Origin of the sequence: Maribacter polysiphoniae, assembly GCF_003148665.1 — a bacterium.
Classification (GTDB): Bacteria; Bacteroidota; Bacteroidia; order Flavobacteriales; family Flavobacteriaceae; genus Maribacter_A; species Maribacter_A polysiphoniae.
Window position 1 is genome coordinate 250,662 of the sequence record NZ_QGGQ01000004.1, and the last position, 25,361, is coordinate 276,022.

Annotated in this window: 13 protein-coding genes; 10 read left to right on the forward strand and 3 right to left on the reverse strand. The window is 42.7% G+C overall.

The features are described 5' to 3' along the window. The first annotated feature begins 86 nt into the window (after window positions 1-86). Window positions 87-3,749: a phosphoribosylformylglycinamidine synthase gene (gene purL, locus LX92_RS10910; protein WP_109650421.1), complete on the forward strand. Its 3,663-nt coding sequence runs from the start codon at window positions 87-89 to the stop codon at window positions 3,747-3,749. Window positions 3,750-3,853: 104 nt separating this feature from the next. Here purL and LX92_RS10915 read toward each other — a convergent pair whose 3' ends face one another. Beyond that, on the reverse strand, window positions 3,854-4,978 hold the full coding sequence (locus LX92_RS10915) for a glycoside hydrolase family 10 protein (protein WP_109650423.1): 1,125 nt from the start codon (window positions 4,976-4,978) through the stop codon (window positions 3,854-3,856). A 273-nt stretch (window positions 4,979-5,251) separates the two neighbouring features. Here LX92_RS10915 and LX92_RS10920 point away from each other — a divergent pair, with 273 nt between their 5' ends. The 6 genes from LX92_RS10920 to LX92_RS10945 all read left to right on the forward strand — a co-directional run bounded on the left by LX92_RS10920 (window position 5,252) and on the right by LX92_RS10945 (window position 14,736). After that, on the forward strand, window positions 5,252-7,024 hold the full coding sequence (locus tag LX92_RS10920; RefSeq protein WP_109650425.1) for an AMP-dependent synthetase/ligase: 1,773 nt from the start codon (window positions 5,252-5,254) through the stop codon (window positions 7,022-7,024). 127 nt (window positions 7,025-7,151) lie between these two features. Further along, entirely contained in the window at window positions 7,152-7,586 is a 435-nt protein-coding gene (locus tag LX92_RS10925; protein WP_109650427.1) for a MarR family winged helix-turn-helix transcriptional regulator, read from the forward strand. 33 nt (window positions 7,587-7,619) lie between these two features. Next, window positions 7,620-10,025 carry a 3-hydroxyacyl-CoA dehydrogenase/enoyl-CoA hydratase family protein gene (locus LX92_RS10930; protein ID WP_109650429.1) on the forward strand — a complete coding sequence of 802 codons (2,406 nt, stop codon included), beginning with the start codon at window positions 7,620-7,622 and terminating at the stop codon, window positions 10,023-10,025. Between the two features lie 96 nt (window positions 10,026-10,121). Continuing rightward, window positions 10,122-11,312 (forward strand): acetyl-CoA C-acyltransferase, encoded by a 1,191-nt coding sequence (locus LX92_RS10935; protein WP_109650431.1) that lies wholly within the window; start codon window positions 10,122-10,124, stop codon window positions 11,310-11,312. 18 nt (window positions 11,313-11,330) lie between these two features. Next, entirely contained in the window at window positions 11,331-13,142 is a 1,812-nt protein-coding gene (locus tag LX92_RS10940; protein WP_109650433.1) for an acyl-CoA dehydrogenase family protein, read from the forward strand. A gap of 187 nt (window positions 13,143-13,329) precedes the next feature. Beyond that, the gene (locus tag LX92_RS10945; RefSeq protein WP_109650435.1) at window positions 13,330-14,736 is read left to right on the forward strand and encodes a S8 family peptidase; all 1,407 of its coding nucleotides are present in this window, start codon (window positions 13,330-13,332) and stop codon (window positions 14,734-14,736) included. A gap of 83 nt (window positions 14,737-14,819) precedes the next feature. Here LX92_RS10945 and LX92_RS10950 read toward each other — a convergent pair whose 3' ends face one another. Further along, complete coding sequence (locus LX92_RS10950) at window positions 14,820-16,838, reverse strand: dipeptidyl-peptidase 3 family protein (RefSeq protein ID WP_109650437.1); 2,019 nt, start codon at window positions 16,836-16,838, stop codon at window positions 14,820-14,822. Between the two features lie 205 nt (window positions 16,839-17,043). Between LX92_RS10950 and LX92_RS10955 the strand changes: the two genes are divergently transcribed. After that, window positions 17,044-19,620 carry a glycoside hydrolase family 3 C-terminal domain-containing protein gene (locus LX92_RS10955; protein ID WP_109650439.1) on the forward strand — a complete coding sequence of 859 codons (2,577 nt, stop codon included), beginning with the start codon at window positions 17,044-17,046 and terminating at the stop codon, window positions 19,618-19,620. A 193-nt stretch (window positions 19,621-19,813) separates the two neighbouring features. Here LX92_RS10955 and LX92_RS10960 read toward each other — a convergent pair whose 3' ends face one another. Beyond that, complete coding sequence (locus LX92_RS10960; protein ID WP_109650441.1) at window positions 19,814-21,616, reverse strand: glycoside hydrolase family 15 protein; 1,803 nt, start codon at window positions 21,614-21,616, stop codon at window positions 19,814-19,816. 103 nt (window positions 21,617-21,719) lie between these two features. Here LX92_RS10960 and LX92_RS10965 point away from each other — a divergent pair, with 103 nt between their 5' ends. Further along, window positions 21,720-23,927 carry a bifunctional alpha,alpha-trehalose-phosphate synthase (UDP-forming)/trehalose-phosphatase gene (locus LX92_RS10965; RefSeq protein ID WP_109650444.1) on the forward strand — a complete coding sequence of 736 codons (2,208 nt, stop codon included), beginning with the start codon at window positions 21,720-21,722 and terminating at the stop codon, window positions 23,925-23,927. Window positions 23,928-24,029: 102 nt separating this feature from the next. After that, the gene (locus LX92_RS10970; protein WP_109650446.1) at window positions 24,030-25,361 is read left to right on the forward strand and encodes a M28 family metallopeptidase; all 1,332 of its coding nucleotides are present in this window, start codon (window positions 24,030-24,032) and stop codon (window positions 25,359-25,361) included.

A 25,361-nucleotide genomic window follows, 5' to 3' on the forward strand; every position in this document is an offset into this window, starting at 1 on the left:
CTGTTTAAAAGTGTTTTGATTATCCGTGAAACATAGCGTCTAAAACCTTAATTTTGTATTTTAAAAATCAACACCAGACACATTAAATGATTCACTTTTTCGGGAATGTAGACAAAAAGGTTTTTGCCGTACAAACAGTTCAAGAACTTTCTCAGGAAGACAATAACAAACTCACATGGTTATTCGGTAACCAACCGAAGATAAACACGGCGTCTCTCGACGCCTTTTTTGTTGGACCCAGGGCCGCCATGGTCACACCATGGAGTACCAATGCCACTGAAATCACCCAGAATATGGGAATCAAAGGTATTCTTCGTATTGAGGAATTTGAGGCGGTTGATGCCGATTTTTCCGATTTCGACCCGATGCTTTCCCAAAAATTCAACACCTTGACACAGGAGGTTTTCAAAATTGATGTGGTTCCTGAACCCATTCTTGAGATTGCCGATATTGCCACCTATAACATACAGGAAGGGCTCTCTTTAAACGAGGAGGAAGTTGCCTATTTAAATCAACTTTCCAAAAAAATCGGACGTAAATTAACCGATTCCGAAGTATTCGGTTTCAGTCAAGTGAACTCTGAGCATTGTCGACACAAGATTTTCAATGGCACCTTCAAGATCGATGGAGTGGAAAAATCCTCCTCCCTCTTTAAGCTGATAAAGAAAACATCCCAAGAACATCCAAACGATATCGTTTCGGCATATAAAGACAATGTCGCTTTTGTAAAAGGTCCCAAAGCGGTCCAATTTGCTCCCAAAAGTGCCGATAAGCCCGATTTCTATTTGGAAAAGGAATTTGAATCGGTTATATCGTTAAAAGCGGAGACCCACAATTTCCCAACCACTGTTGAACCTTTCAACGGTGCCGCTACGGGTTCTGGAGGGGAGATTCGAGACCGTTTGGCCGGAGGTAAGGGTTCTTTACCCTTGGCCGGAACAGCAGTGTATATGACGTCCTATTCCCGTTTGGAAGAACATCGACCATGGGAAAAAGCAATGCCAGAACGTGAATGGCTATACCAAACTCCGATGGATATCCTGATCAAAGCTTCCAATGGGGCTTCTGATTTTGGTAATAAATTCGGTCAACCATTGATCGTCGGTTCGGTCTTGACCTTTGAACATACCGAAGACTCCAGGAGATTGGGCTTTGACAAAGTCATCATGCAAGCCGGTGGTATCGGTTATGGCAAAGCTGACCAAGCCTTGAAAGACACCCCAAATACCGGGGATAAGATTGTTATCCTTGGGGGTGACAATTACCGTATTGGCATGGGGGGCGCAGCCGTATCCAGTGCCGACACGGGTGAATTCAGTTCTGCAATCGAGTTGAATGCCGTTCAACGTTCGAACCCCGAAATGCAAAAAAGAGCCGCCAATGCGGTTCGAGGTATGGTGGAAAGTGAGGAAAACCCAATCGTTTCAATCCATGATCACGGTGCGGGCGGCCACTTGAACTGTTTGTCCGAACTCGTTGAGGATACCGGTGGCAAAATCGATTTGGATGCATTGCCTATCGGCGACCCCACCCTATCCGCCAAAGAAATTATCGGGAATGAATCCCAAGAACGAATGGGACTGGTCATTGGCAAAAAAGATGTTGATCTACTACATCGAATTGCAGATCGGGAACGTTCACCCATGTATGAAGTCGGTGATGTGACCGGTGACCATAAATTCACCTTCGAATCAAGCAAGACAGGGGCCAAACCAATGGACTTGGATTTGGAGGATATGTTTGGAAGCTCCCCGAAAACGATTATGAACGACATTACTGTCGATAGAAAATACGAAAATCCGGAATACTCCTTAGAACATTTTCATGAGTATCTGGAGCAAGTCCTTCAATTGGAGGCGGTTGCTTGCAAAGATTGGTTAACGAACAAAGTGGACCGCTGCGTGGGTGGTCGTGTCGCAAAACAGCAATGCGCAGGTCCCTTGCAACTTCCCCTGAACAATTGTGGGGTCATGGCATTGGATTTTAAAGGTAAGGAGGGGATCGCCACCTCAATTGGCCACTCCCCTATTTCCGGTTTGATCAATCCTATTGCCGGGAGTAGAAATAGTATTGCCGAAGCGTTGACGAATATCGTTTGGGCCCCTTTAAAAGAAGGCTTAAAATCGATATCCCTTTCCGCCAATTGGATGTGGCCTTGTAAGAATGAAGGGGAAGATGCCCGTTTATACGAAGCCGTACAAGCCGTTTCCGACTTTGCCATCGATTTGGGCATCAATGTTCCGACAGGAAAGGATTCCCTTTCGATGAAACAGAAATATAAGGATGGGGATGTTATTTCCCCCGGCACGGTGATTATTTCCGCTGCAGGCAACTGTAATGATATCACTAAGGTCGTAGAGCCTGTTTTAAAGAAAGATGGAGGCGCTATTTATTACATCAATCTATCCAAGGATACCTATAAACTTGGCGGCTCCTCATTTGCACAGATACGGAATAGGATTGGGAATGAAACACCTACTATTGTTGAGGCTGCTTACGTAAAAACCGTATTCAACACCTTACAACAGGCCATAAGGGAAGGTCAAATACTTGCGGGACATGATGTTGCCTCTGGTGGCTTGATCACCACCCTCTTGGAAATGTGCTTTGCCGATGTGAATCTGGGGGCAAACCTGGATTTATCCACATTGCATGAAGCGGACACCATTAAGCTTTTATTCTCCGAAAATGCCGGGGTGGTGTTTCAAACCAAGGATGACGCTATCCCGGACATCTTCAATGATGCCAAAATCGATGTCCATAAAATTGGGGCGGCCACTAGTGAACCAACACTTACAATCAAGAACAATGGCGTTGAAATGGGATTGAACATCCCTTCCTTACGGGACACTTGGTATAAGACATCCTTTTTATTGGACCAAAGGCAAACAGCCAATGACCTTGCCAAGGAACGGTTCGGCAATTTCAAGAACCAACCTTTGGAATATACATTTCCCAAGAATTTTGATGGCATGTTGCCTAAAGTTGGACAATCCAGGCCTAAAGCGGCCATACTTCGCGAAAAAGGAAGTAATTCGGAACGAGAAATGGCCAACGCCATGTATTTGGCAGGTTTTGATGTGAAGGACGTTCACATGACCGATTTGATTTCGGGTAGGGAAACACTTGAGGATATTCAATTTATAGGTGCCGTTGGCGGCTTTTCCAACTCTGATGTATTGGGCAGTGCCAAAGGTTGGGCGGGAGCCTTTAAATACAACGAAAAGGCCAGAACAGCCCTAAAGAATTTCTTTGCCCGGCCAGACACCCTGTCCGTAGGTATTTGCAACGGTTGCCAGTTGTTTATGGAATTGGATTTGATCAATCCCGATCATGATGAGCATGGTAGGATGTTGCACAACGATTCCCACAAACACGAAAGTAGTTTCACTTCGGTTAAGATCCAAAAAAACAACTCCATTATGCTTTCCAGTCTGGCTGGCACCACACTTGGGGTTTGGATTTCCCATGGTGAGGGAAAATTCAATTTACCTTATGCCGAGGACAAATATGATATCGTAGGTAAATATGGATATGCCGATTATCCTGCCAATCCGAATGGCAGCGATTACAACACGGCCATGCTATGTGATAAGTCCGGAAGGCATTTGGTGACCATGCCCCATATTGAACGTTCGATATTCCCTTGGAACTGGGCACATTACCCTGACAACACAAACGACCAAGTCTCCCCTTGGTTGGAAGCTTTTGTAAATGCGCGGATTTGGGTTGAACAACACAACCGATAAAACCCGATTTCAAAAGCAAGAACGTTGGACAACCAATAGTCTAAATCAAAAAAGGAGCCCATGAAGTGGCTCCTTTTTTTTCTAACTCAACATAACTCAAACTACTAATCACTAACTTTTTTGGAATAATCTATATAAATGGCTTTCTCAAATGCCTTCCAGTGTTCGGGCGTCATTCGCTCAGGTGTAAACAAACAAATACCTGTCGCCCCATTTTCCATTGAACCCCTTATGGCTGTTTCGATTTCAGAGGGCAACAACCCGTGGTTTTCAGGATCTTTCTCCTTGCTTTTACTTTCTGGTTTTGGACAGATAAACAATCCACTATATATAGGCTTTTCCCCTTTTACGGCCGCCACTTCCTCTTTGGTGATCGGCGCTAACCATTCGGGGCCTTCTAAATAAAAATCATTGTAATTCATAGGGTAAACGGCATCCAAATCCCATTTGTCCCATTCTTGTCGCACCAATTTCTTGGCAATCGAAGGACCAGGGAATACCGCTGCATTGATAACCTTCCCTTTATCGTGAACCACCTTGGACAATCGTCCTACCAAACGGGTGATCAAATCATATCTAAATTGCTTCCATTCCATTACTTGTGATGGATCCTCTACGGTTTTAATATCGATTCCCGTCTGGGTTAAAAAATCAGAGGTACACTTATCACAATAACAATAATCATATTCAGGAAACTCACGATCCATAACTAGGCCGTACTTCTCCCAAAGTCCCCTAGCCAAAATTACATCGGGAAAACGAATAAAATCCAAATGAATACCATCAACCTCCTCTACGGCAGCAACGCTTCCATACAAATCGGCCAAAAAATCAAAGGTACCTTCCTTGTTTGGGCATAAAAATTTATAATGGTCGACATAAGCTGGCTTTTCCAAAGCGGATTCACCCTTTCTGTTGTACGCATAAAGACTTGTATCAATCTTAGGATTTCGGCCTTGCACCATGGTGGGTATCCAAGTATGGAATTCCATTCCGGCCTCCTTTACCAAAGCCCCCACCCGCTTGTAGGTTTCCGGGTCGTGCCCCCCACTGTACATCAAACCATCGATGCCCTTAGCGTTGAAATCCTTGAATTTGGCCAACAACTCTTGGTCGGTATCATCTCCAGGACCCCCTGTCCATGCATAAACAGGAACCTTAGGTCCCTTTTCAGAACAAGAAGCAACGGCTAAAACCGTCATAAATAGCAATACTATCCTTTTAATCATAACAGAATTTTGAATTCGGGAATGAACTTAATAAAAGAATGCCATTGATCGAACAATTCTTAGCTTAACAACAAAATTGCCCATATAAACAACCAAAAAACAAAGCGATTTACTATTTTTTTAAAATAAAAAACCAAGACCTATTCCATTGTGAACCAATGCGAAATTGGAATTCAAATGAATAAATCATAAATAATATGCAGTTATTTTATTAATCTCATTTTAAAATCCCAACTGCTTTTCCTAATTTGCAATACTCTATCAGTAACAAGTATGTCAGAAATTACCAGACTTTTTGATTTTCCATATTACCAATTGGAAAAATACAATCTGAAAAATGCCCTTGTCACCAAATATGATGGCAAATGGGTCAGTTCATCTTCCAAGGAATATGTAGATCAAGCAAATAGCATTAGCCGGGGGTTATTGCGATTAGGTGTTGAGAAAAACGACAAAATAGCCGTTATTTCAATGACCAACAGAACAGAATGGAATGTACTCGATATCGGAGTATTGCAATTGGGTGCACAAAATGTACCTATTTATCCTACCATAGCCGAGGAAGACTATGAGTATGTTCTAAACCATAGCGAATCGAAATATTGTTTTGTCTCGTGCCAAGAGGTTTTTGACAAGGTGAATAAGGTCAGGGCGAATGTACCCCAACTTAAGGAAGTGTTTTGCTTTGACATGGTCGATGGTTGTAAAAACTGGAAAGAGGTTTTAGCCTTGGGTGAGGATTCATCGAACCAACCAGAGGTCGAAAAAAGAAAAGAAGAAGTTACCCCTAAGGACTTGGCGACATTAATATATACCTCAGGGACAACGGGAAAACCAAAGGGTGTAATGCTCTCACATAACAATCTTGTATCCAATGTAATCGGCAGCGAAAAAAGGGTGCCACTGGCCATGGGCGAATCGAGGGCCCTCAGTTTTCTACCCGTATGCCATGTGTTTGAGCGAATGATCCTTTATCTATACCAATATTGTGGGGTAGAGATTTATTTTGCGGAATCGCTGGAGAAGATGACCGACAACCTTAAAGAGGTCAACCCCAATATTATGACGGGAGTTCCCAGACTTTACGAGAAGGTTTATGATAAAATTGTGGCCAAAGGTGGTGAATTGACAGGAGTAAAGAAAGCCTTGTTTTTTTGGGCGATCGATGTCGGACTCAAATACGAACCTTATGGTGCCAATGGATGGTGGTACGAACAAAAATTGAAACTGGCGCGTAAACTGATCTTTAGTAAGTGGCAGGAAGCGTTGGGTGGCCAGCTGAAATTCATGGTTTCCGGTAGTGCCGCACTCCAACCCCGATTATCGCGTATTTTTGCTGCGGCACAAATGCCCATAATGGAAGGTTATGGCCTTACGGAAACATCCCCAGTGATTTCCGTGAATGATTTAAGAAATGGCGGTTTCCGTATAGGCACCGTTGGTAGGGTCATTGAAAACGTAGAGGTAAAAATAGCCGAGGATGGGGAAATCCTGGTTAAAGGGCCGAATATTATGCAAGGCTACTACAAAGACCCTGAAAAGACCGCAACGGTAATGACAGGGGATTATTTTCATACCGGGGATATTGGTGAAATGGATTCCGATGGCTTTCTGAAGATTACTGACCGTAAAAAGGAAATGTTCAAAACTTCCGGTGGAAAATACGTTGCCCCTGCCTTGATTGAAAACCAATTGAAACAATCGCGTTTCATTGAACAGGTGATGGTGGTAGGCGAAGGCGAAAAAATGCCTGGGGCCCTGATCCAACCTGACTTTGATTTTGTAAGGGAATGGGCTAAAAGACATCAATTGAAACTGGAAACGATGTCAGATGTAGTGAACAATGAAAAAGTATTGGAACGTTTTCAAGAGGAAATTGACCATGCCAATACAGATTTTGCCAAATGGGAAAAAGTAAAAGTATTCAAGTTAACCCCTAGCCTCTGGACGATCGATGGAGGACACCTCACCCCTACCTTAAAACTTAAACGAAAGGTAATCAAGGAGATATACAGGGACTTGTACAACGAAATTTACGGACATTAATAACCTTTAACGGGATACGCCTTTTTCATATGTCATTTGACAAAATGAAAAGGAATTCCTTTTTTTATTCCAATTTGTTATGCATGCATAGTATTTTTTCCTATATTTGATAGCCAATCAGTCCTTTATGAAAGATGCAACTATTGATTATGTACTAAGAGCCACTTGGCAAGCCGTTGCTAGGATGTATAATGAACAGGCAAAAACTTTTGATTCCACCATGGCGGTCGGTTTTACTTTATTGAGTATAGATCCCAAAACAGGAACACCGTCTACGGCGTTGGGTCCAAAAATGGGGATGGAAGCCACCAGCCTTTCCAGGATACTCAAAAGTATTGAGGACAAAGGGTTGATAAAGCGGAAGCCAAACCCGAAGGATGGTAGAGGGGTTTTGATCCATCTTACCGATTTTGGTCTTGAGAAAAGAAAGGATTCCAAGGATGTGGTACTGCGTTTTAATGAAGTAGTACGTGCCCATGTCACCGATGAGAAATTGGATTGTTTTTATGAAGTCATGGAAACGATAAACAAGCTTGTGGCAGAAAAGAACATTTATAAATGAAATTCAACATTAAATTAATACAGCTTTAACTACATGAACAAGCACATTGAAAAAGTAGCGGTAATTGGTTCTGGAATAATGGGAAGTGGTATTGCATGCCATTTTGCCAATATTGGGGTCGAGGTTCTATTGCTAGACATCGTCCCACGGGAACTTGATGACAAAGAAAAGGCCAAAGGACTCACCTTGGAAGACAAGGTCGTTCGTAATAGATTGGTGAATAATTCTTTGACTACGGCCTTAAAGTCGAAGCCCTCCCCTATTTACCATCAAAAATTCGCTTCTAGGATCACCACGGGGAATCTTGAGGATGATATTGCCAAAGTAGCCGAAGTAGATTGGATTATCGAGGTAGTGGTAGAACGTTTGGACATCAAGCAAAAGGTTTTTGAAAACCTTGAAAAATACAGGAAACCAGGCACGTTGATAACCTCAAACACCTCTGGCATCCCTATCAAGTTCATGTCCGAAGGGCGTAGTGACGATTTCCAAAAACATTTTTGTGGCACCCACTTTTTCAATCCTGCCCGTTATTTAAAATTGTTCGAAATCATTCCTGGACCTAAAACAGCCCCGGAAGTTTTGGAATTTCTAAACGGATATGGTGAGAAATTCTTGGGCAAGACCTCGGTAGTGGCCAAGGACACCCCTGCATTTATTGGAAACCGTATCGGTATTTTCAGTATCCAAAGCCTTTTCCATATGGTTAAGGAGATGGGCATGACCGTTGAGGAAGTGGATAAGTTGACCGGACCTGTAATCGGCAGGCCCAAATCAGCCACTTTCCGTACTGTCGATGTCGTAGGTATGGATACCTTGGTGCATGTGGCCAACGGCCTGTATGAGAATTGTCCCAAAGATGAAAAGCATGGACTTTTCAAATTACCCGACTTCATCAATACCATGATGGAAAATAAATGGTTGGGTAGTAAAACCGGTCAAGGTTTTTACAAGAAAGTAAAAGGAAAGGACGGTAAAAGCGAAATTTTGACCTTGGATTTGGACAGTATGGAATACCGTTCCAAAAAAAGCGCAAAATTTGCCACACTCGAACTGACAAAGACCATTGATAAGGTCGTAGACCGCTTTAAGGTACTTGTTGGAGGTAAGGACAAGGCTGGTGATTTTTACAGAAAGAGCTTTGCTGCCTTATTCGCATACGTATCGCACAGAATTCCGGAGATATCCGATGAGCTTTATAAGATCGATGATGCCATGAAGGCCGGTTTTGGCTGGGAGCATGGTCCTTTCCAGATTTGGGATGCCATTGGACTCCAAAAAGGTCTTGATATAATGAAATCGGAAGGTGAGGAACCTGCCGCATGGGTAACCGAAATGGTAGCCGCAGGTATGGATTCATTCTATTCGGTAAAGGAAGGAGCTTCCTATTTCTACGATATCCCTTCAAAATCCATGTTGAAGGTACCTGGACAGGACGCCTTTATCATTTTGGATAATATCCGCAAATCGAATGAAGTATTCAAAAACAGCGGAGTGGTTATTGAGGATCTTGGCGATGGCATTTTAAATTTGGAATTCCAATCCAAAATGAACACCATTGGAGGGGATGTACTGGCCGGATTGAACAAAGCGATCGATTTGGCTGAAAAAGATTTCCAAGGATTGATTGTCGGAAACCAAGGCGCCAACTTCTCTGTAGGTGCCAATATTGGAATGATATTCATGATGGCCGTTGAGCAGGAATATGATGAACTGAATATGGCGACCAAAATGTTCCAGGATACGATGATGCGCATGCGCTATTCATCAATACCGACGATTTCGGCTCCCCACGGTATGACCTTGGGTGGTGGTTGCGAGTTATCCATGCATGCCGATAAAGTGGTAGCCGCGGCTGAAACCTATATCGGATTGGTCGAATTTGGTGTAGGGGTAATTCCCGGTGGTGGTGGATCCAAGGAATTTGCGCTTAGGGCCTCAGACACCTTTAAGAAAAATGATGTGGAACTCAATGTACTTCAGGAATATTTCATGACCATTGGCATGGCAAAAGTCTCAACTTCCGCCTATGAAGCCTACGATCTCGGTATTCTTCAAAAAGGAAAGGATATTGTTGTCGTGAACAAGGACAGACAAATTGCCACGGCAAAAGCCTATGCAAAATTGATGGCGGAAACGGGATACACCAAGCCTGTAAAACGCAAGGACATCAAAGTGCTTGGAAAACAGGCGTTGGGAATGTTCCTTGTAGGTACGGATGCCATGGAAGCCAGTCATTTCATCAGTGAACACGACCAGAAAATAGCCAACAAATTGGCATACGTTATGGCCGGTGGCGATCTTTCAGAACCTACTCTGGTCAGTGAACAATATCTACTGGATATAGAACGGGAAGCATTTTTAAGTTTATGTACGGAACGCAAGACATTGGAACGAATCCAACATATGTTGAAAACAGGTAAACCGCTTCGCAATTAATTGTGAACCTTTTCGCCTGTTGCAATCGGCTTCGGGCACCTTTAATTTAAATTACAAATGCTAAGAGCCAAGAGCTAATAGCCAAAAGCATAGATAATGAAAACAGCATATATAGTAAAAGCTTATAGAACTGCAGTGGGCAAAGCACCCAAAGGGGTATTCCGTTTTAAGCGAACCGATGAGTTGGCGGCGGAAACCATAGAATACATGATGAAGGAGTTGCCCGACTTCGATAAGAAACGAATCGACGATGTCATTGTCGGCAACGCTATGCCGGAAGGATCCCAAGGACTTAACATGGCCCGTCTGATATCGTTAATGGGACTGGACATTGTTGATGTACCCGGGGTTACCGTGAATCGATTTTGTTCTTCGGGAATAGAGACCATTGGTATAGCCACGGCTAAAATCCAAGCGGGTATGGCCGACTGTATTATTGCAGGGGGTGCCGAGAGTATGAGTTCCGTTCCCATGACAGGTTATAAGACCGAACTTAATTACGACCTGGTAAAATCAGGACACGAAGATTACTATTGGGGAATGGGCAATACGGCAGAGGCTGTTGCCAACGAATTCAATGTTTCCCGGGAAGATCAGGATGAATTTGCCTATAACTCCCACATGAAAGCCTTAAAGGCACAGGCCGAGGATCGTTTTCAAGATCAAATCGTCCCTATTGAAGTGGAGCAAACGTATTTGGATGAGAACGGTAAAAAGGCCACTAAAAAATATACCGTGACCAAGGACGAAGGTCCAAGGGCCGGGACGAGTAAGGAAGTATTGGCAAAATTACGCCCTGTATTCGCCGCTGGCGGAAGTGTTACCGCAGGGAATTCATCACAAATGAGTGACGGAGCCGCTTTTGTATTGGTCATGAGTGAGGAAATGGTCAAAGAATTAAACCTGGAACCCATTGCCCGATTGGTCAATTACGCAGCTGCTGGGGTTGAGCCCAGAATCATGGGGATTGGTCCCGTAAAGGCAATTCCAAAGGCCTTGAAACAGGCTGGATTAAAGCAGAATGATATTGAATTAATAGAATTGAACGAAGCTTTCGCTTCCCAATCCTTGGCCGTAATGAGGGAACTGGACCTCAACCAAGAAATTGTCAATGTGAATGGCGGTGCCATTGCCCTGGGTCACCCCTTAGGTTGTACCGGTGGTAAATTATCCGTTCAACTATTCGATGAAATGCGGAAAAGGAATATGCAAGGTAAATATGGTATGGTAACCATGTGCGTCGGAACAGGGCAAGGCGCTGCAGGAATCTATGAGTTTTTAAAATAAATTAAAAAAATTAATACTATGAGTACCGAAACAAAAAGCGAAGATCTTCTAAGAGGAGGTCAATTCCTGGTAAAAGAAACCCAATGTGAGGATGTTTTTACGTTGGAAGACCTATCGGAAGAGCAACGCATGATGCGTGACAGCACCAAGGAATTCGTTGATCGTGAACTTTGGGCCCATTGGGAACGTTTTGAAAAGAAAGACTATGCCTATACAGAGGAATGCATGCGTAAGGCTGGTGAGCTTGGACTTTTGTCCATTGCCGTTCCTGAAGCTTATGGCGGCATGGGAATGGGATTCGTGTCCACCATGTTGGTATGTGATTATATCTCCGGGGCAACAGGATCGTTTAGCACGGCTTTCGGTGCCCACACCGGAATCGGCACCATGCCCATAACTTTATACGGAACCGAGGAACAAAAACAGAAATACGTACCTAAATTAGCCTCTGGGGAATGGTTTGGGGCCTATTGCCTAACAGAACCTGGGGCTGGATCCGATGCGAACTCGGGCAAGACCAAAGCCGTACTTTCCGAAGATGGCAAATACTATTCGATTACAGGACAGAAAATGTGGATATCCAATGCAGGGTTCTGTAATATGTTCATCGTTTTTGCCCGAATCGAGGATGATAAGTATATCACCGGCTTTATCGTGGAAAATGATCCCGAAAATGGCATATCATTGGGTGACGAGGAAAAAAAATTGGGAATCCACTCCTCCTCTACCCGTCAAGTGTTCTTTAACGAAACCAAGGTACCTGTTGAGAATATGCTTTCTGAACGTGGAAATGGTTTCAAGATTGCCATGAATGCGTTGAATGTTGGTCGAATCAAATTGGCTGCCGCTTGTTTGGATGCCCAACGTCGTATCATTGGGGAATCTGTAAAGTATGCCAACGAACGCAAACAATTCAACACCCCGATCATCAATTTTGGGGCCATAAAAGCCAAGATTGCTGAAATGGCCGCAAACACCTATGCCAGTGAATCAGCCAGTTATCGTGCGGCCAAGAACATCGAGGATAGGATTGCCATGCGGGAAGCTGCCGGCAACACCCATCAAGAGGCCGAATTGAAAGGGGTCGAGGAATATGCCATTGAATGTTCCATCTTAAAGGTTGCGGTTTCAGAACACGTACAGAGCACAACGGATGAGGGGATACAGATTTTCGGAGGTATGGGATTCAGTGCAGACGCACCGATGGAAAAAGCATGGAGGGATGCCCGTATCGCACGTATTTATGAAGGCACCAATGAAATAAACAGAATGTTGGCCGTAGGTATGTTGGTCAAAAAAGCCATGAAAGGCCATGTTGACCTTCTAGGGCCCGCAACAAAGGTCGGAGAGGAATTAATGGGAATACCATCGTTTGATACCCCTGATTTTTCGACACTTTTCGCAGAGGAAAAAGACATGATCGCCAAAATGAAAAAGGTTTTTCTAATGGTAGCCGGTAGTGCTGTACAGAAGTACGGTACCGAACTTGAAAACCATCAACAGTTGATGATGTCCGCGGCCGATATCCTAATCCAGATTTATATGGCGGAATCTACGATTCTTAGAACCGAGAAGAATGCCAAACGTTTTGGAGAGGAAGCCCAGAGCATACAAATAGCGATGTCCAGACTTTATTTGTACAATTCTGTTGAAATCGCCATATCCAAAGGTAAGGAAGCTATTATTTCCTTTGCTGAAGGTGATGAGCAACGTATGATGTTAATGGGACTTAAACGTTTCACAAAATATACCAATAACCCGAATGTAGTGGCCTTGAGAACACAAATTGCCGATAGGATCGCTGCAGATAACGGTTACACCTTTGACTAATTCAGATTGATCTTCGGAACTATTCTGAAGTAAAAACCACTCCCAATCGGAGTGGTTTTTTTGTTTTGTAAATATTACGGTCATTAATGTAATAGAAACCATACTATTTCCAAATTTTAACAAATTTTTAGTTTTTTGTTAATTTATTTGATATTTTGCTCCTTATTAACTCAAACTAAAAAGAAGTATGAAAAAAAGTGTTAACATTTTAAAAAAAAGTTATTTACCAGTTTGCTTGGCACTACTGTTTTTAAGTTCGTGTTCAACGGAGAACGACGTTACCAACGACACTGAGCTCAATGCTGTTTACGCAAAAACCTCTTTCAAAACGGATTACATGGTTATTTTAAAAAGTGAAAGCATTCCTAATGGCTTCGAAGCTGAAATGGAAAGCTTCGGTGCAACGGTAAAATCGACTATTCCGGAAATCGGCGTTTTAGTCGTTTCTTCAAGCGAAAATGTCAGCAATAAAATTTCTAAAAAAGGAAATGTTCGATCAGTGGTACCTGACTTGAATGTACAATGGATTGAGCCAAGTGATTTTGCTCCTTTGGCATCTCCGCTAAGTATTGGAAGTGATGAGTTCTACTTTGATCTTTTATGGGGAATGGATGCCATTGATGCTCCAGAAGCTTGGAATACGGGACAGACGGGAGCTGGCGTTAGGGTAGCAGTATTGGATTCCGGAATGGATGGGACCCACCCCGATATAGCTCCAAATTTAAACACAGGGCTTAGCGCCTCATTTATTGAAGATGAAGATTGGCAAGTTCAACCTGGTAGTTACTTTAATCACGGAACGCATGTTGCCGGGACAATTGCAGCCGCAGACAACGAAATTGGGGTTATTGGTGTAGCACCAAATGCTGAAATTGTAGCCGTAAAGGTACTATCTGAGTTTTCTGGCTCCGGACCTTTTAGCAGTATTAATGCAGGAATCGTATATGCTGCTGATATAGAGGCAGACGTTATAAACATGAGCCTAGGAGCAACCTTAAATAAAAATGGTAAATTTTATGATGAGGATGGTAATTTCACAGATAAAATTCCTTCTAAATACATACAAGAAGTGGTACATGCGCAACAAAGGGCCATTAATTATGCCTATAGAAAAGGTGTTACTATTGTGGTTTCTGCTGGCAACGGAGGCGAAAATTTCGATGGTAATGGCTCAACAATTAAGCTGCCCGCTAGTTTAAACAACGTAATCTCTGTTTCTGCCACGGCACCTGAAAGCTGGATTGAAAACCCTTTAGGTGATTTAGATCTACCTGCTAGTTACACGGATTATGGAAGAAGCCATGTCACCGTTTCCGCACCTGGAGGTGATTTCGACAGCCCAAGTGATTTTTGGTTTTATGATATGGTCTTAAGCGCTAGTCCTGGAGGTTGGTTTTTCAGCGCAGGCACTAGTATGGCATCGCCACACGTAGCCGGAGTTGCTGCTTTGATCATTGGTAAGAATGGAGGACAGATGGATCCACATGAGGTTACCAAGCAACTAACCAACACCGCTGATAATATAGATGGTAATGGAGCCAGTCTTTATCATGGTAAAGGAAGGGTAAATGCCTATAGGGCGGTTACTGAATAAAAGAAAACTTCCTAAAAACAAAAATCCGTCCCGACAGTATCGTCAGGACGGATTTTTTATTCTATTACTATTTCCTGATTGGGCTAATCCAAAAAGCTATACTTTTTAGCATACATGAGCATTTGCTCTGCAAAAGTTTCTGGCTGGGTTACCTTTACATCCACAATTTCCCCAGCATCATTGGTCTCAGGAACCAATACCGGATTTACAAAGCCACTGTATGGTGCCGATTTAAACTGTTTATTACGCTCCAACACCTGTGCGTGCAAGGCTTGGTCCACTTTTACACCATAACCTTCAACCAAATCCTGGGCGGCCTTAAAATCACCTTCGGATTTGATACGTTGCGCCTCACGTAACAACTCACCGAACAATTCACGAAGTTTTTTATAATCGTTGATGTTATAGTAGGTCTTACCATCTTTTTCAATCTTTTCGATGACATTATCGGCCTTTCCTTTTTCATAGACCCATGAAGAAACCCATTGTCTATTGACCATATGATCTTCCTCGATATCATCACCGAGATTTATACGGACCAATTGGGTAATCAATCCATTTCTAATATAGCCATCATAAGCCGCTTTACCTACAGCTTCCCAATCATCGACCAAACCTAGTTCCTGTAATTTGGGATCCATCAAATAATAGAGTCCGACCAAATCGGCCCTACCCTCTTCCATCGTTGATGCATAGTTCTTCAAGGTTTCCTTAGGTTGACCAACACCGGGGTTTATCAACCCTGAGGCATGGCCTATAACCTCATGTAACGCGGTATGCAGTTTATCGGCCAACTTACCATATTGCTCTTCCAAGGCAATTTCTTCCTCATCGTAGGCAAATTCCTTTAATCGCCCACTTCCACCTGCATTGTTGTAGGCATCAATGATATTTCCCAAAGAAACCGATTTACTACCATGTTCTTGTCTGATCCAGTTGTTATTGGGTAAATTCACACCAATAGGTGTACTTGGGGATGAATCCCCGGCCTCACCGGCTACATTGATTGTTTTATAGGAAACCCCAACAACATCACTTTTTTTGTGTGACTCCATTAAAGGGGCGTTATCTTCGAACCATTGTGCATTCTCTGAGAGTACGGCCATTTGCTTTGACATTTCAAAATCCTTAACCTGAATAATACTCTCATAAGACCCCCTATACCCTTTAGGGTCATTGTACACTTCAATAAAGCCATTGATCCAATCGATATTGCCTTCGGTAGACGTTGCCCATGAAATACAATATTCATCCCAGGTATTCAAGTCACCGGTTTTATAATAATCGATAAGTAATCCTAAGGTTTTTGCCTGTTTTTCATTCTCTGCAACACCTTTGGCCTTTTCAAGCCATTTTATGACCTCATCAATGGCACTACCATAAAGTCCCCCTGATTTCCATACCTTTTCAACAACCTTTCCATTTTCACGCACCAAAGTGGAGTTTAACCCTGCCTCAATTGGTCTACCCTTAGGCCCTTTGTATGCAGTTTTATAAAAAGCATCGACATCGGCATCCGTGATTGTTGGTCCATAGAAATTTACGGCGGAAGAAGCTATGTTATCAACCCCTTTTTTCTTATTGACTTTTTTCGCATCCTTATCATTAAAGATAACCTCAAAGGCCTCTCCTTCCAATTTGGTATCTGTTTCCTTCAATAAAAAGGTAAGGTAGTCGGACTTAAAACCTGGCTTTAGTTTATCGTTGGAATAATGATGATGGATTCCGTTGGAAAACCATACCCTTTTCAAGTATTCCTCAAAAGCCATCCAATCTTTGGTGGTTTTATCACCACCGTAGTTCGTGTAAATATTCTCTAAGGCATCCCTTATTTCAAGGTTGTGTCTGTAATTCTGGTCCCACATGATATCCCGGCCGGCCAATCCTGCTTGGGTCATGTAATACACCAATTGTTTTTCTTTTAAGCTCAATTCATCGAACCCGGGAATTTGGTAACGCAATATTTTTACATCGGCAAATTCATCCGCTAGATAATCAAACTTCTTTTCAACCTTAACGGTCGGTGTTTCATCCACCTTATCCTTGCAAGACCCAAGAATCCCCACTAAAAGGAATCCCAATAAAATATGTTTTAATTTCATGCTATATGTTGTTTATAATAAGGCCACAAATTTAACAAAACATCCGCTAAATGTTCCGTTTATACACATTAAATACCTTGCGAAAAAAAGCCAATCCAAATCGCCTTTGAACACCTATCGTTTTAATGCCAAAATCATGGAAAAATAAATGAATTAATAGTTAAATTTACTAGTCAAAAACTCAACCAATATTAGATTACAATCAATGAAAAAATCCTTATCCCTTCTCGTATTATTTTTTACCCAGTTAAATTTCTTTGCCCAGAACACGGCATACCCTTTTCAAGATGCAACGTTGGACCCCAATTCTCGTGCGCAGGATATAGTCGATCGATTGACATTGGATGAAAAGATAAGCCAAATGCAGGATGTTGCCCCAGCCATAGCGCGTTTGGGAATACCGGAATACAATTGGTGGAATGAGTGTTTGCACGGTGTAGCCCGTGCCGGTGCAGCGACTTCATTTCCCCAAGCCATAGGCATGGCGGCCACATGGAATCCTGAACTGATCAATGAAGTAGCCGATATTATCAGTACAGAGGCCAGGGCCAAATTCAACCGAAGTATAAAACTAGGACAACGGAATCGCTACCAAGGACTTACCATGTGGTCGCCAAACATAAATATATTCAGGGACCCACGTTGGGGTCGGGGTCAGGAAACCTATGGTGAGGACCCCTATCTCACGTCAAGATTGGGGGTTGCCTTTATCAAGGGACTACAAGGAAATGATCCTGACTATTTTAAGGTAATAGCCACTGCCAAACACTTTGCTGTACATAGCGGGCCTGAATACAACAGGCACCATTTTGACGCCTACACCGATGCCAAAGATTTATGGGAGACCTATTTACCAGCATTCAAAGCTGCCGTTTTGGAAGGGAAATCATACTCCGTTATGTCTGCCTATAACCGTTATCTAGGGGAATCCGCTACGGCCAGTACGTTGCTTTTACAGGATATCCTAAGGAAGCAATGGGGATTTAATGGATATGTCGTTTCCGACTGTGGTGCGGTCGAAGACATTTACCTACGCCATAAAATCGTGGAGACCGCAGAAGAAGCCTCTGCCCTAGCCGTACAATCAGGGTGTGACCTCAATTGTGGGTCAACATACGCCCATTTGAAAAAGGCTGTGGAGACAGGATTGATCACTGAAGAAGAAATCGATATTTCGGTCAAAAGATTATTCCTGGCCAGAATAAAATTAGGGTTGTTGAATGCCGCTGATAAAATGCCATTTTCAACGATTCCGGAAACCGTGATCGAATCGGAAAGCAACCAAAAATTAGCCCTGCAAACAGCTAGGGAATCCATGGTTCTCTTAAAGAATGAAAATAAGACGCTTCCCATTTCAAAAAAAATAAAGACCATAACGGTTGTTGGCCCCAATGCCAATGACAAACAGTTTTTACTTGGTAATTATTTTGGCACTCCGACCAATCGTACCACAATCTTGGAGGGCATCCGTGAAAAAGTATCGAAAAAAACGAAAGTCCATTATTTCAAGGGAACAAACCTTACCGACAACGAACCCATATTCGATATTATTGGTGCTGATTATTTTAAAGGGGCCATAAAAACGGAGTATTATGACAACCCTGATTTAGAGGGCAACCCTGTTGCCGTACAACAAGAAGACCATATTGATTTTGAATGGGGAGGGGCCGCCCCTATTGACCTTCTAACCCCAGGTAAATTCGCTATACGTTACACAGGAACACTAAAACCCGATATTAATGGTGATGTATCCTTTAGCATCCATGAGAGTGGTGGGTCATACCGTTTACTAATCGATGGCCATGAAATGGCAACAGGCAACAGTGGGAAAGAAGACACCCCAAAAACCATACAATTCCCTGTCAAAAAAAATAAGGACTACCGATTTGTATTGGAGTACAAATGTACCAACCCCTGGATTTCTGCCATTCAATTCTCATGGAACAAAGAGCATCTACAGGGCAAAGACCAAATGATCAAAAGTGTAAAAGAAAGTGACATTGTCATCTATGTAGGTGGTATTACGGCTAGATTGGAAGGCGAGGAAATGCCAATAGCCATCGAAGGTTTTTCAAAAGGGGATCGAACAAATTTAAAAATGCCCGCTGCCCAGCAAGATTTACTCAAAGAGCTCTACGCCTTGGGGAAACCAATCGTATTCGTGTTGACCAGTGGAAGTGCCATGGCGATAAATTGGGAACAAGAACACTTACCAGCCATAGTAAGCGCATGGTATCCCGGCCAAGCTGGCGGTAGTGCCGTGGCCGACATTCTTTTCGGTGATTATAATCCGTCAGGAAAATTACCGATAACCTTCTATAAATCCGTAAAAGACCTGCCTCCTTTCGAAGATTACCATATGAAAGGGCGTACTTATCGCTATTTTGATGGTGAAGTGCTATACCCATTTGGATATGGGCTGAGCTACACCCATTTCTCGTATTCCAAACCGATTTTAGAAAAAGCAACCATGGGCAAGGACGAAAAGAATAAAATCAGTTTTACCATTACCAATGATGGGGAATACGATGGGGAAACCGTTGCCCAAGTTTATATCAGTGACAAGGAAGCCAGTGTAAGCAAACCTTTGAAATCATTACGAAAGTTCAAAAAAATAGAATTGGCCAAAGGGGAATCAAAAACAATTGAATTTGAGATTTCCGCTGAGGACCTTTCAATCTTTGATTCTAAAGGACAGAGTTTCGTCGAACCTGGGAAATTTGAGGTTTATGTGGGTGAACATTCCGCTTCTGAAAACAAGACAACCCTTACCGTGAAGTGAGTTCTTATGGGCGACCAACCTTTTTAAAATAGGAGGATATGGTCCGGGGATTGAAGTAAGTCAATGGTTGGGACATACTGGTAGACGAATACGCCTACTGGTATGTCCCAATCAAATTTATAGGCATCTACTACCGATGCACTTCAATCGATAACCATACCCCAAAAAGGATTCAGTCCAGCTGATGAACAAATCAATCCCTCATTGACTCCAAGATACGCTCTTCGGTATCTTTGGTCGAGAAGTTGACAGCACACTCTATCAAGGCCAGGTGGGAATAGGCTTGCGGGAAATTACCCAACAATCTTTTGGTCTTAAAATCAATATCCTCACTAAACAATCCTAAATGATTACTATAACTTAAAAGCTTTTCAAAATGCTCCCTTGCTTTTTCTACCTCCCCTATTTTAAAGAGGCTGTTTATATACCAAAAAGTACAGATCGTGAACGATGATGAAGGCAAACCAAAATCATCTTCATTTTTATATCGGTATAGCAACCCATCATTACTAAGGTCTTTCCCAATGGCTTTTACGGTACTGACATATTTAGGATGCTTAGCCTCTATAAATCCATAGGATTCCATCAACAGTACCGATGCATCCAAATGCGAAGAACCATACGATTGGGTAAAGGCATTTACCTCCCCGTTCCATGCATTTTCATAAATATCGGCTTTGATCTCCTTTTCCAAAAGAAGCCATTTTTCCAATTTTCCAGTCTTTTTCAATATTCTAGCTACCTTGACCGCCCGATCAATGGCTACCCAACAGAGCACCTTGGAAAATGTAAAATGTCGATCCTCTGTACGGAACTCCCAAATACCCTTATCGCGTTCTTTCCAATGCCGGGAAACAATCCAAACGATACCTTTGGTTATACCCCATAATTCCTCGCCATTCTCAATATCGGTATTGAACTTTACCAATTGGGCGTGTATGACATCCATTAGAATACCATAAATGTCATTCTGTTTTTGTTCATAAGCGGCATTCCCAATTCGGACGGGCTTTGAACCTTTATAGCCACTAAGGTGGTCCAAGGTCTCCTCGGTCAGTTCCTTTTCTTTATTGATACCGTACATGATCTGGAGTTTTTCATCCTTATCGGGCATTAGATCGATGATGAATTGCAGATATCGCCTTGCGACGTTCTTATGGCCAAGTCCCCCCATGACCTTTATCACCATTGAGGCATCCCTTATCCAACAAAAGCGGTAATCCCAGTTTCTCACCTCCCCTATGGTTTCCGGCAAGGATGTAGTAGCAGCAGCCAAGACGGCACCCGTCTTATCATAGCTCAATAATTTAAGGGTAATGGCACTACGGGCGATTTCCTGGTTGTATTTTTTATAGGTCGGGGTTTTATTGGTCCAATTCAACCAATAGACCTTGGTCCTTTCCAAGTCCAAATATATTTTTCGGGTTGTGGGCTGCAAAATCTTTTCATTATAGCCCATCAAGAAATAACCGTTTTTCGTCACCTCGATTTCCTGGCCTTCCAAAACAGCGTTCTTGTTGAAGGATGTATAAAGGAAAACGGTATCGAATTTTACGGTTTTGGTTAAACTGACTATAAAATCATCCTTAACATAGGTTTCAGTCTCTCCTTGTGCGTATTCCAATTTGGGATCGTACAATACCCTAAAAACAGGTTTTCCTTTTATATGCTTAACATACCTCACCAATTCCGGTGGGGCGTGGTACTTACCTTTCTCATCGTGGTAACGAGGCATAAAATCATGGATCTCAAAAACATTCCCTTTGTTGGAAAACCTCGTGATCAAGACAGCCGTATTCTTCTTATACCGTTGTTTTACGGTATATTTATCCGAAACCTGTATCTCAAAACTCCCTCCAATCCTTTCGTCCAATATTTTGGCAAAGACCGATGATGAATCGAACTCAGGTAAACAGCACCATTCAATGGCCCCTGTTTTCGATATTAGGGCTGCACTCCTACAATTTCCGATAATTCCGTAATCCAGATTGTCCATATTTTAAATATCCTCTAAAAGACCTTTATTAGTTGGTTTTGCCACGCAATTTGACGAAATTTATACAAACAAAAGACAAAACACTTTAAAAAAAATCCACTTTATGGGAAAAACTATCATAATCTCAAATAGACTACCTGTACAATTACAAATTAGCAATGGAGGCATCTCTGCAATACCAAGTGTAGGGGGATTAGCTACGGGTATGAAATCTGTACATTCGGGCAGCGATAGTATTTGGATTGGCTGGAGCGGTTTGACCGATGAAGAGATCCCTAAGAAATTAGCCCCGAAAATAGATCAGGCCCTAGCCGAACATGGATCAGCAAAAGTAAATCTGACAGCTAAGGAGGTAGATGGGTTTTACTATGGCTTTAGCAACAGGACCATATGGCCCTTGTTCCATTATTTCCTGGAATATTCCGAGTTTGAACTGGAAAGCTGGAATGTCTACAAGGCTGTCAACCAAAAATTCGCCGATGCCATTCTGGAAAAAGCAGAAGATGACGATATTGTTTGGGTACATGACTACCAATTGATGTTGGTTCCGCAGATGGTACGTGAAAAACGTCCCGATATTTCCATAGGGTTCTTTTTACATATCCCATTTCCTTCCTTTGAGATCTTTAGGACCCTACCTTGGCGGGAAGAAGTGCTGGAAGGACTATTGGGTGCCGATTTAATTGGTTTCCACACCTATGATTACGAGCGCCATTTTTTAAGTTCGGTACGACGGTTATTGGGGCTAGAAGTGAGTTTCAATGATATTTATCTAAACGATAGGATCATTAAGGTTGATTCTTTCCCCATGGGGATCGATTATAAGAAATTCAGCGAAGCCGCCAAGGAACACGAAAAGAACACTACGGCCCAACAATCCGAACTGCAACAACGCCTGAACAACCATAAACGCTCTACCCCCGATGCCAAGCTAATACTCTCCATTGACCGATTGGACTATTCCAAAGGCATCGCCAAGCGACTAAATGCTTTTGAGTATTTCTTGAACAAATTTCCACAATACAAAGAAAAGGTAAGGCTTATAATTTTAGCCGTGCCCTCCCGATCCAACGTACCCCAATACCAATTATTGAAGAAGGAGGTAGATGAACTGATAGGACGCATCAATGGTGATTTCTCTACGGTTAGCTGGACGCCCATTTGGTATTTCTATCGTTCTGTACCCTTTGAAAACCTGATAGACCTCTATACTTCAAGTGATATTGCATGGCTCACCCCGCTCAGGGATGGAATGAATCTGGTTGCCAAGGAATATATCGCCACCAGAACCGATAAGACAGGTGTGCTTATCTTAAGTGAAATGGCAGGATCGGCCAATGAGATGAATGAATCGCTCTTGGTCAACCCCAATAATTTTGAACAAACTGCAAATGCTATTTATGAAGCCATAAATATGCCTATTGAAGAACAAAAAGCACGAAATACAGAATTGCAAAAACGCTTGGAACGCTATAACGTAGAAAGATGGGCAAATGATTTTATGTCTTCCTTGAAAGAACAGAAGGAAAGGGATGCTGCCAATATTTCCAAACGATTGACCGAACATCGTTTGAGTGCTGTTTTGGATGATTTTAAGAAGGCTAAGAAAAGAATGCTTTTCTTGGATTACGACGGCACCCTCTCCGGATTTCATGTTGATCCCCAAAAAGCAGGTCCCGATGAAGAACTTTACGCCCTTTTGGATGCCTTGAATGCTTTAAAAGACACAGAAGTATATTTAGTCAGTGGGCGGGACAAGGAGACATTCACCAAATGGTTCCTACCCAAAAAATACAACATGATTGTTGAGCACGGGGTATGGATTTCCCAAAATGGGGAGGACTTTAGAATGCTCGAAAATGTAAAAAACGACTGGATGGAAAAAATTCGTCCCGTATTGGAATCGTTCGTAGATCGTACACCAGGTAGTTTTATTGAAGAAAAAAACTACTCCCTAGCATGGCACTACCGAAAAACCGATCCCGATTTCGGCAATCTAAGGGCCAATGAACTCAATACCGTTTTGACCAGTTTGATCGCCAATGATGATTTAAGTATATTGAACGGCAATAAGGTCATGGAAATAAAAAGTAGCAATGTAAACAAAGGTCGTGCAACAATGCGCGTTTTGGGAGAAGGTGATTATGATTTTGTATTTGCAATTGGTGATGATTGGACCGATGAATTCATGTTCCAGGAACTTCCTGAGCGTACGGTAACCGTTAAGGTAGGAAGACAAAAAACCCATGCCAAATACTTTATCGATGATATAAAATACGTTCGCAATGTGTTGAAGCGATTTGCCGAATAAAGAAATAGGATGTAAACAAAAGGGGGCTTATTACATGTTAATGGCCCTCTATTGTTCGCCAAATAGCGTTGATATCCATTAAAAACACCAAACTTGATTCTGATGAAAAAACCACTTTTTGCATTACTAGTTCTCCTCCCTATTCTTGTATGCGCCCAAACCGATGATCGCATATACGATATTATCGATGCCGTTTCCGCTGAACGCATACAAACTGACGTAACCAAACTTGTCAATTTCGGAACAAGACACACCTTAAGCGATACGGTATCCCAAACCAGGGGAATTGGTGCAGCCCGTAGATGGATCAAAAGTGAATTCGAAAAAACATCGAAGAACTGTGGGGACTGCCTAGAGGTTTTCTATCAAAAAGACCTGATTAAAAAGGGGGATAATGAGCGCATCGTTCACGACGTTATGGTGGTAAATGTGGTTGCCATCCAACGTGGCACCAAATACCCGAACCGCTATATCATCATGAGTGGGGACATAGACTCCAGGGTTAGTGACCCAACAGACTTTACCTCGGACTCCCCAGGGGCCAATGACAATGCCAGTGGAATGGCCGGAACCCTAGAGGCTGCACGGGTTCTTTCTAAATACAAATTCGAGAATAGTATTATCTATGTTGGACTTTCTGGTGAGGAACAAGGACTTTATGGCGGTAAGGGACTTGCTGCCCATGCCAAGAAAAATGGCTGGGAAATCATTGGGGTGTTGAACAATGACATGATTGGCAACATCAAAGGAGTAGATGGAATCATCGATAATCGGGAGTTTCGGATTTTCTCTGAACCCGTACCTCCCACCGAGACTGAAAAAGAACGTAACGCCAGACGATTTTATGGAGGTGAGGTCGATGGTATATCTCGCCAATTAGCCCGATACGTTTACAAAAACACCAAAACCTATATGCCAGAAATGAACCCGATGATGGTCTATCGTTTGGATCGCTTTGGGCGTGGAGGACACCATAGACCTTTCAACGATGCCGGTTTTGCAGGGATTAGAATTATGGAAGCACATGAAAACTACACCCAACAACATCAAGATATCAGAATTGAAAATGGCACTGCCTATGGAGACGTTTTAGAACATGTGGATTTTGATTATGCCCGTAAATTGACCGCCGTAAACGCAATTAACCTTGCTTCCATAGCTTGGGCTCCCCCTGCTCCCAAAGAGGTTAAAATAGGTGGTATCGTAGAACCATCGGCACGATTGCAATGGAGTAAGGTTGATGGGGTTGCCAGTTATAAGATTTATTGGAGGGACACCACCGCCCCACAATGGGAACACAGTCGTAACGTTGGGAACGCAACCCAATTCACCCTCAAGGGTATCGTGATCGACAATTCTTTTTTCGGGGTTTCCGCTGTTAGTGCGGATGGCTTTGAAAGTCCAGTTGTTTTTCCGAATTCGATTATGAGATAA

Excerpts from the sequence above, each read along its gene's own strand:
- LX92_RS10920 (WP_109650425.1), top strand. The coding sequence starts at position 5,252 with ATGTCAGAAATTACCAGACTTTTTGATTTTCCATATTACCAATTGGAA.
- LX92_RS10970 (WP_109650446.1), top strand. The coding sequence starts at position 24,030 with ATGAAAAAACCACTTTTTGCATTACTAGTTCTCCTCCCTATTCTTGTA.
- LX92_RS10935 (WP_109650431.1), top strand. The coding sequence starts at position 10,122 with ATGAAAACAGCATATATAGTAAAAGCTTATAGAACTGCAGTGGGCAAA.
- LX92_RS10950 (WP_109650437.1), bottom strand. The coding sequence starts at position 16,838 with ATGAAATTAAAACATATTTTATTGGGATTCCTTTTAGTGGGGATTCTT.
- LX92_RS10940 (WP_109650433.1), top strand. The coding sequence starts at position 11,331 with ATGAGTACCGAAACAAAAAGCGAAGATCTTCTAAGAGGAGGTCAATTC.
- purL (WP_109650421.1), top strand. The coding sequence starts at position 87 with ATGATTCACTTTTTCGGGAATGTAGACAAAAAGGTTTTTGCCGTACAA.
- LX92_RS10930 (WP_109650429.1), top strand. The coding sequence starts at position 7,620 with ATGAACAAGCACATTGAAAAAGTAGCGGTAATTGGTTCTGGAATAATG.
- LX92_RS10965 (WP_109650444.1), top strand. The coding sequence starts at position 21,720 with ATGGGAAAAACTATCATAATCTCAAATAGACTACCTGTACAATTACAA.
- LX92_RS10960 (WP_109650441.1), bottom strand. The coding sequence starts at position 21,616 with ATGGACAATCTGGATTACGGAATTATCGGAAATTGTAGGAGTGCAGCC.
- LX92_RS10955 (WP_109650439.1), top strand. The coding sequence starts at position 17,044 with ATGAAAAAATCCTTATCCCTTCTCGTATTATTTTTTACCCAGTTAAAT.
- LX92_RS10915 (WP_109650423.1), bottom strand. The coding sequence starts at position 4,978 with ATGATTAAAAGGATAGTATTGCTATTTATGACGGTTTTAGCCGTTGCT.
- LX92_RS10925 (WP_109650427.1), top strand. The coding sequence starts at position 7,152 with ATGAAAGATGCAACTATTGATTATGTACTAAGAGCCACTTGGCAAGCC.
- LX92_RS10945 (WP_109650435.1), top strand. The coding sequence starts at position 13,330 with ATGAAAAAAAGTGTTAACATTTTAAAAAAAAGTTATTTACCAGTTTGC.